The sequence below is a fragment of the Pandoraea sp. B-6 genome (assembly GCF_000282835.1).
Lineage (GTDB): Bacteria > Pseudomonadota > Gammaproteobacteria > Burkholderiales > Burkholderiaceae > Pandoraea > Pandoraea cepalis.
The window spans coordinates 88,594-89,956 of the sequence record NZ_KB290516.1; the positions used below are offsets into that span (position 1 = coordinate 88,594).

A 1,363-nucleotide genomic window follows, 5' to 3' on the forward strand; every position below is an offset into this window, starting at 1 on the left:
GGGATTGCGCCGGGGCAGGGGCCTGGACGGGCGCCACCTTGCGACGTCCTTCCATATTGCCGGTGGCGTAGACGTCGATGGCGCTGGGCGTGGTAAAGCTGTCCGTCGGCAATGGCGGGGGTGACGCCGTGCGCAGAGGCTTCACGAGATGCGGCGTGATGATGAACACCAGTTCGGTCAGGTCGTTCTGGAACGACGTGCTGCGCATCAGCGCGCCGAGCACGGGGACTTCGCCGAGACCCGGGAACGCTTTGAGCGCACCGCTCACGTTGTTCTGCAGCAGGCCGCCGATGGCGAACGTCTCGCCGTCGCGCATCTGCACGGTCGTGGATGCGCGGCGTGTCGTGATCAGCGGCAGGATGTTCACGCCGCTGACATTGGTGGACGTGAGCGTCACGCCCGTCGGCGACAGCTCGGAGACTTCCGGTGCCACCTTCAGGTTGATGCGGTCGCCGTCAAGCACGGTCGGCAGGAACCGCAGGGCCACACCGAACTCTTCTTGCTGAAGCGTGATCGTGGTGGTGCCGTTGGAGCTGCTCTGCGGCACCGGGATGAAAATCTTCCCACCGGACAGGAAGCTGGCTTCTTGTCCCGACAGCGTCACCAGATTCGGTTCCGCGAGAATCTTCACGAGGTTGTCGGTCTTCTGGGCATCCAGTTGCATATTGAGCGGCAGCCGGTTCGATTTTGACGCCGACAGGAGGGTCCCCGCGCCCGACAGCAGGCTGCTTACGATCCCGCCGGTCCAACTCCCGAAGCCGCCCTGCAGGTTCAGTGCCGACCCCATCTGGTTGATGAGGGTTTTGGAGACCTCCGCGACCTTCACCTCGAGCATGACCTGTTGCGGCGCGTCGACCGACAGCATGTTCAGCACGTTGCCTTCGGTTTTGCCGCGCTTGGCGTACGCCTTCGCGATCTCGACCACCTGCTGGGCGGACGCGGCGCTCGAGACGCGTCCCGCCAACACCAGGTCACCCCCCGCGCTCGTCACACGGACGTTTCGTTCGTCGGGCATCAACTGTGCGATCGACGATTGCAAGCCGCCGGCATCGCTGTTGACGGCGACATTGATCACATCGCAGCCGCCGCTGCGTCCCTGCACGATCATGTTGGTCGTGCCGACCGCGAGACCGAGCAGGTACATGGTCTTGGGCGCCACCATCGCGGCCTGTACCACCGTCGGATCGCCGAGCGTGCGGTTGCGCACCGGCTCGTCGAGCTGAAGTATCGTCGACTTCCCGATCGGTACGGTGACGTCGCGTGTGCTCCGCAGATTTCCGGTGCAGTTGGGGCCGCGCACGTTCACGGCCGGTTGCGCTGGGGCCGTCGGCGCCATGCTGATCGTCATCTGCACCGGCCCGCC

General features: G+C 65.1%; 1 protein-coding gene. It reads right to left on the bottom strand.

The genetic code is table 11. The features are described from left to right. Positions 1-1,363, bottom strand: a 1,363-nt coding sequence (locus A985_RS25075; protein WP_085982688.1) for a type II and III secretion system protein family protein, incomplete at both ends; no start/stop codon positions are given.